Raw genomic sequence first — 6750 nt, 5'->3', positions numbered from 1 at the left:
GCAGAAGGACCGCGCGATCAAGGCCTCGTACAACCCGACGCTGCCGGCCCTCTACAAGGATGCCGACGTGATGAAGGCCAACCCCTTCATGGCCGAGCTCGGCAGCACCTTCGCCGCTGCGGTGAGCCGCCCGTCGACGGTGACGGCCGCGCAGTACAACCAGGTCAGCAACCTGTTCTGGAACGCGGCGCACGACGTGCTCTCCGGCAAGACACAGGCGCCGCAGGCGGTGGCCGACCTCGACCGGCAACTCAACAAGCTCGCCCCCGCGGATAAATCCGACAGATGGAACTGACGGGCACCGGCCTGCAGCGCGCGCGGCGCGTGCAGGCCTGGTGGCTGGTGCTGCCGACGCTCGCGGTGCTGGCGGCGGTGGCCGGCTGGCCGCTCGCGCGCACGCTGTTCTTCAGCCTGACGGATGCGAAGCTGTCGGCACTCGGCACGCACCGCTTCGTCGGGCTCGACAACTACCTGGGCCAGCGCTTCGGCGAGGGCGGCGTGCTGTTCGATCCCGAATGGTGGGCCTCGGTCGGCAACACGCTGCTGTTCACCGTGAGCTCGGTGCTGCTCGAGACCCTGCTGGGCCTGGGCATCGCGCTGCTGCTGAACCACCCGTCGCGGCTGCGCACGCTGCTGCGCGCCGCGGTGCTGGTGCCGTGGGCGATCCCGACCGTGGTGTCGGCCAAGATGTGGACCTGGATGCTGCACGACCAGTTCGGCGTCATCAATACCGCGCTGGTGGCCGCGCGGCTGATCGACGAGCCGCTCGCGTGGACGGCCGACCCGTCACTTTCGTTCATCACGATCGTGATGGTCGACGTCTGGAAGACCACCCCCTTCATGGCGCTGCTGACGCTGGCCGCGCTGCAGATGGTGCCGCGCGACTGCCACGAGGCGGCGCAGATCGACGGCGCATCGCCATGGACGATCTYCACGCACATCACGCTGCCGCTGATCCTGCCGGCGATGCTGGTGGCGACGGTATTCCGCGGGCTCGATGCGCTGCGCGTGTTCGACGTGATCTACGTGATGACCTCCAACAGCCGCGCGACGCGCAGCATGTCGGTCTACGTGCGCGAGCAGTTGATCGATTTCCAGAAGATCGGCCCGGGCTCGGCAGCGGCCACGCTGCTGTTCGCGACCATCGCGGTCATCACGATCGCGTGGCTGCTGGCGACTCGCTCTCGCATGCGGGAACTCGACTGATGCGCTCGCGGCAACCGCCCCTCGCCACCGCGCTGCGCCGCGGCGCCTCGCTGGGGGTGATCTTCGTCTCGCTGTTCCCGTTCGCGTACGCGATCGCCACCTCGTTCAAGCAAGGCAGCGACCTGTTCAGCGCGCAGTTCTGGCCGAGCCGCGCCGTGATCGGCAACTACGTGGCGCTGTTCCGCGACCAGCCGTTCGGCACCAACCTGCTGAACTCGACGCTGGTGGCCGGCGTCGTCGTCGCGCTGTCGCTGGTGCTCGCGCTGCTGTCGGCCTGGGCGCTCGGGCGGGTGCGCTTTCGCGGCCGGCAGGCGCTGCTGCTGACCATCCTCGGCGTCTCGATGTTTCCGCATGTCGCGGTGCTGGCGGGGCTGTTCGAGCTGGTCAGCGCGCTCGGCCTGTACGACAGCCTGGCGGCGCTGATGCTGTCGGACCTGCTGTTCACGCTGCCCTTCACCGTGTGGGTGCTGACCACCTTCATGCGCGACCTGCCGAAGGAAGTGGAAGAGGCCGCGCTGATGGACGGTGCCGGCGTGTTCACGATGATCTTCCGCATCTTCCTGCCGATGCTGTGGCCGGCGCTGGTGGCGACCGGGCTGCTGGCCTTCATCGGCGCGTGGAACGAGTTCCTGTTCGCGCTGAGCTTCACGCTGTCGGCGACCGAGCGCACGGTGCCGGTGGCGATCGCGCTGATCTCGGGCGCGAGCAGCTACGAGCTGCCGTGGGGCAACCTGATGGCGGCGTCGGTCATCGTCACGCTGCCGCTGATCGCAGGGGTGCTGGCCTTCCAGCGCTACATCGTGTCCGGTCTCACCGCCGGCGCCGTCAAGGGATGAACAACACCATGAACCAGAACATCGATTGGTGGCGCCATGCCGTCGTCTACGAGGTCTACCCGCGCAGCTTCCAGGACAGCAACGGCGACGGCATCGGCGACCTCGACGGCATCACCGCGCGGCTGCCCTACCTGAAGGGGCTGGGCGTCGACGCGGTGTGGATCGCGCCGTTCTTCCGCAGCCCGATGCGCGACTTCGGCTACGACGTGTCGGACTACCTCGACGTCGATCCGATGTTCGGCTCGATGCGCTCGTTCGAGACGCTGGTGGAATGCGCGCATTCGCTGGGGCTGCGCGTGATGATCGACCTGGTGCTCAGCCACAGCTCCGACCAGCACCCGTGGTTCGCCGCGAGCCGCGCCGACCGCAGCAACCTGCAGGCCGACTGGTATGTGTGGGCCGATGCGCAGCCCGACGGCACGCCGCCGAACAACTGGCTGAGCATCTTCGGCGGATCGGCCTGGCAGTGGGACACGCGGCGCGAGCAGTACTACCTGCACAACTTCCTGGCCAGCCAGCCGGACCTGAACTTCCACACGCCGGCCGTGCAGGACGCGCTGCTGGAGGTGGCGCGCTTCTGGCTGGTGCGCGGCGTCGACGGCTTCCGGCTCGACACCGCCAACTTCTACACGCACGACCGCCAGCTGCGCAGCAACCCGCCGCAGCCCGCGGGGCAGTTCGCGGGCGCAGCGCACCGCAGCAACCCGTATGCGTGGCAGCGCCACCTGTACGACAAGACGCAGCCGGAGAACCTGCTCTTCATCGAGCGGCTGCGCGCGCTGTGCGACGGCTTCCCCGGTGCGGCGCTGCTCGGCGAGATCGGCGACGACCAGCAGTACAAGACGCTGGCCGAGTACACGGCTGGCGAGCGGCGCCTGCAGATGGCCTACGTGTTCCGGCTGCTGGAGCGCGACTGCTCGGCACGCCACCTGGCCGGCGTGCTCGAGGAGTACCTGCGCGACGCGAGCCGCTCGCGGGTGTGCTGGTCGATCGGCAACCACGACGTGGAGCGCGTCGCGTCGCGCTGGTCGGCGTGGGGCGCGACGGCGCGGCAACGTGCCGAGCTGGCCGCGGCGCTGCTGCTGTCGCTGCCCGGCGGCAAGTGCATCTACCAGGGCGAGGAACTGGGGCTGACCGAGGTCGACGTGCCGTTCGAGCAGCTGCGCGACCCGTTCGGCATCACGATGTGGCCGCAGAAGATGGGCCGCGACGGCTGCCGCACGCCGATGCCCTGGACGCGCGCACCGGGCGCCGGCTTCACGACCGGCACGCCGTGGCTGCCGATCGCCGACGAGCACCTGCCGCTGGCGGTGCGCGAGCAGGTGGGCGACGCGGGGTCGCTGCATGCGTTCTACGTGGACTGGCTGGGCTGGCACCGCCGCGAGCGGCTGCTGCGCGACGGCACGCTGCAGTTGCTGGCGCCCACCGACCAGGTGCTGGCCTTCGAGCGCGTGGCGGGTGGCGAGTCGCTGATCTGCGTGTTCAACCTGTCGGGCGAGCCGGCGGACTACCGGATCGACCGCCACGCGGTGGTGATCGCGGAGCGGTCGATCGGGGCGCGGCTGGAGGGCGGCGCCGTGCGGTTGGAGCGGTGCGGGATGTTGTTTGCGCGGGTGGGTGAGAAGGCGCGTTGAGCGACCATGGCTTGCGGTCGATGAGACCCGGGAGCGGCGATTGACTTGCAGCACTCGCCACGGCGAGGGACATTCCCGAGAGCCCGCCTCGGTGCGCTTTCGTATAGTCCCCCGATGCCCACCCCGCACCGCATCCTGGTCCTCGACGACGAGCGCGACGTGCTCGACTGGATCGGCGCGGTGCTCACCGATGGCGGCCTGCAGGCCACCGCGGTGCAGACCGGCGCCGAGATGCAGCGCGCGCTGCGCGAGCGCCCGCATTCGCTGGTGATGCTCGACCTGAAGCTGCGCGGCGAGGACGGCCTCGCGATCGCGCGCGAGCTGCGCCGCAGCTCCACCGTGCCCATCATCATGATGAGCGGCAAGGGCGACGAGGCCGACCGGGTGCTGGGGCTCGAACTCGCCGCCGACGATTTCCTCGTCAAGCCGATCTCCGGGCGCGAACTGCTGGCCCGAGTGCGCGCCAGCCTGCGCCGCTCGACCGAGCTGTCGCAGCCGGCCGCCCGCCCCGACGACCCGGTGCACGAGCGCTACCGCTTCGGCGACTGGGTGCTCGACCGCACCGCCCGCACGCTGGCGCGCAGCAGCGGCGAGCCCTGCGAGGTGACGCGCGGCGAGTTCGCGCTGCTCGCCGCGATGGTCACGCAGGCCGGCCGCGTGTGGGCGCGCGACGAGCTGCTGTCGCAGTTCCGCGGCACCGAGACCGAGGCCTACGACCGCAGCGTCGACGTGCTGGTGCTGCGACTGCGCCGCAAGATCGAGCCGAACCCGCGCCAACCGGCCTACATCCGCACCGAGCGCGGCCAGGGCTACGTGTTCGGCGTACCGGTGACACGCGGCTGACCCGTGGACGCTGCCGCCACGCGGGATGCCGCCGCACCGCCCGGCGAGATCCCCGCCCGCTTCGCGATCCGCACCCGCCTGCTCGCCACCTTCCTCGCGCTGCTGCTGCTGACCATCGTGCTGGCCGTCACCGGCATCGCCGGCATGCGCCACAACCAGCGCGCGCTCGACGACTTCGAGGCCGGCGTGATGCCCGAGATCGCGCGCGTGCTGGAGCTGGCCGAGAAGGTGTCGCAGCTCGCCGCCGTCGCGCCCAGCATCGCCGACAGCGACCTGCAATCGCCCAGCCGCAACGACAGCCAGCTGGTGCGCGTGCTGCTCGGCGAGATCCGCCGCCTGTCGGGCGATCTGCCGACGCAGGCCGATTCGCGGCTGGAGGCCACCGCGATGCTCGACGGCATCGACCGCGACCTGACCAGCCTGCTCGCGCTGTCGAGCGAACGCCGCCGCCAGCAGGCCCAGCTGCGCAGCCAGCGCGACACGCTCGACGCGCTGGGCGACCAGCTGTTCCGCAACCGCGTGCGCGTGCAGCGCGACGGGCCGAGCCTGCAGTCGATCTGGAGCACGCTGGTCGCCGCCGAGCTGGCCGACGAGTACACGACCCTCGGCCGCAGCGAGGCCGACGTCGAGGCGCTGTGGGTGTTCGCGCAGCAGGCCGGCGAGGACCGCCGGCTGCCGGCGCTCGCCGCCGCGCTGCAGGCRCTGTGCTTCGGCGACGACGGCGCGTTCCAGCTGCGCCGCCGGCAGCTGCGCACCGAGCGCCAGCTCAGCACCGTGGTGCAGCTGATGCGCAGCCATTCGACGCAGCTCGGCGCGCGCGCCAGCGCCTACGTGGCCGAGCTGCGCAAGGTGTCGACCGAGCGGCGCGACACGGTGCGCCGCACGGTGGCCTCGGGCGCCTCGGCGCTGGTGCTGGTGAGCGCGCTGTCGGTGCTGACGGCGCTGGCCGGCGCGCTGTACGTGCAGCGCGTGCTGCGCGACCTGCAGGCGATGACGCGCACGATGACGCGGCTGGCCGGCGGCGATGTCGCGCAGCCGAGCACCGCGATCGCGCGCCCCGACGAGATCGGCGAGCTGGCGCGCGCCTTCCAGGTGTTCCGCGACCACCTGCTCGAGAAGCAGCGGCTCACGCAGGGCCTGCATGCGCAGGGCCGCCTGCTGGAGAGCGTGTTCCACGGCATGAACGACGGCTTGTCGGTGTACGACGCGGGCGGCACGCTGGTGGTGTGGAACCAGAAGTTCGAGAGCCTGCTGCCGTTCGCCCCCGGCGTGCTGCGCCGCGGCGTGCCGATCGGCGAGCTGAACGCGGCGCTGCCGGCCGGCGCCACCTGGCGCGCGGTCGCGGCCGAGACCGCGGCGCGCCTGGGCCGGCACCGCATCGCCGCGTCGGCCGAGTTGCACCTGCCGGGCGGGCGCGTGCTGGAGATGCTGAGCCACCCGATGCCCGACGGCGGCTGGGTCGCCGTCTGCCGCGACCTGAGCGCACGCCGCGCGATGGAGGCACAGCTGCGGCAGGCCCAGCGCATGGAGGTGCTGGGGCAGCTGACCGGCGGCATCGCGCACGACTTCAACAACTTCCTGAGCGCGATCCTCGGCAACCTGGAGCTGCTGCGCCATCGGCTGCTCGGTGACGAGCGGGTCAGCGCGCTGGCCGTGCGCGCGCACAAGGCGGCCGAGTCGGCGGCCGGCCTGTCGCGGCGGCTGCTGGTGTTCGCGCGGCGCCAGCCGCTGGAGGTGGAGTCGGTGTGCGTGGCCGACATGCTGGCCGAGATGCAGGACCTGGTCGAGTACTCGGTCGGGCCGGCGATCGAGGTGCGGATCGACGAAGGCAGCGCAGACGCCGCGCTGTCGGTGCAGGCCGACCGCGGCCAGCTGGAGAACGCGCTGCTGAACCTCGCGCTGAACAGCGCCGCCGCGATGCCGGGCGGCGGCATGCTGACGCTGTCGGTCGCGCACGTCGCGCACAGCGACCGCGTGGTGCCGGCCGGCGAGGCGGTCGTGATCCGCGTGCACGACACCGGCCACGGCATGCCGGCCGAGGTGCAGGCGCGCGTGGCCGAACCGTTCTTCACGACCAAGGCGCCCGGGCAAGGCAGCGGGCTGGGGCTCGCGATCGTCGACGGCTTCATGCGCCAGTGCGGTGGCAGCCTGGTGCTGCACAGCGCCGAGGGCCTCGGCACCACGGCCGAGCTGTGGCTGGCGGCCTCGCACGCCGGTGCGCCGGCCCCGCT

Annotated in this window: 5 protein-coding genes and 1 pseudogene; all 6 read left to right on the top strand. The window is 71.5% G+C overall.

Features of this window, described 5'->3' with window-relative positions; genetic code table 11:
• Positions 1–295 (top strand): annotated as a pseudogene (locus tag AC1D12_RS20445) (ABC transporter substrate-binding protein); the annotation flags it as partial.
• The gene (locus AC1D12_RS20440; RefSeq protein WP_477842507.1) at positions 286–1206 is read left to right on the top strand and encodes a carbohydrate ABC transporter permease; all 921 of its coding nucleotides are present in this window, start codon (positions 286–288) and stop codon (positions 1204–1206) included. The pseudogene AC1D12_RS20445 and the gene AC1D12_RS20440, both read left to right, overlap by 10 nt.
• Entirely contained in the window at positions 1206–2042 is an 837-nt protein-coding gene (locus AC1D12_RS20435) for a carbohydrate ABC transporter permease (protein WP_477829111.1), read from the top strand. Before AC1D12_RS20440 ends, AC1D12_RS20435 begins: the two co-directional genes overlap by 1 nt.
• Before the next feature lie 8 nt (positions 2043–2050).
• Positions 2051–3676 carry an alpha-glucosidase gene (locus tag AC1D12_RS20430; protein ID WP_477842506.1) on the top strand — a complete coding sequence of 542 codons (1626 nt, stop codon included), beginning with the start codon at positions 2051–2053 and terminating at the stop codon, positions 3674–3676.
• Positions 3677–3790: 114 nt separating this feature from the next.
• Positions 3791–4519 (top strand): response regulator, encoded by a 729-nt coding sequence (locus tag AC1D12_RS20425; RefSeq protein WP_477842505.1) that lies wholly within the window; start codon positions 3791–3793, stop codon positions 4517–4519.
• A 3-nt stretch (positions 4520–4522) separates the two neighbouring features.
• Positions 4523–6750, top strand: a 2228-nt coding sequence (locus tag AC1D12_RS20420) for a PAS-domain containing protein (RefSeq protein ID WP_477842504.1), incomplete at its 3' end; no start/stop codon positions are given.

It is taken from the genome of Rhizobacter sp. P1_G5, from assembly GCF_056405435.1.
This window is presented reverse-complemented; position numbering and strand designations above follow the sequence as displayed.

What these genes read in the sequence shown, in the direction of transcription:
- AC1D12_RS20430 (WP_477842506.1), top strand. Translation starts at nt 2,051, where the DNA reads ATGAACCAGAACATCGATTGGTGGCGCCATGCCGTCGTCTACGAGGTC.
- AC1D12_RS20425 (WP_477842505.1), top strand. Translation starts at nt 3,791, where the DNA reads ATGCCCACCCCGCACCGCATCCTGGTCCTCGACGACGAGCGCGACGTG.
- AC1D12_RS20435 (WP_477829111.1), top strand. Translation starts at nt 1,206, where the DNA reads ATGCGCTCGCGGCAACCGCCCCTCGCCACCGCGCTGCGCCGCGGCGCC.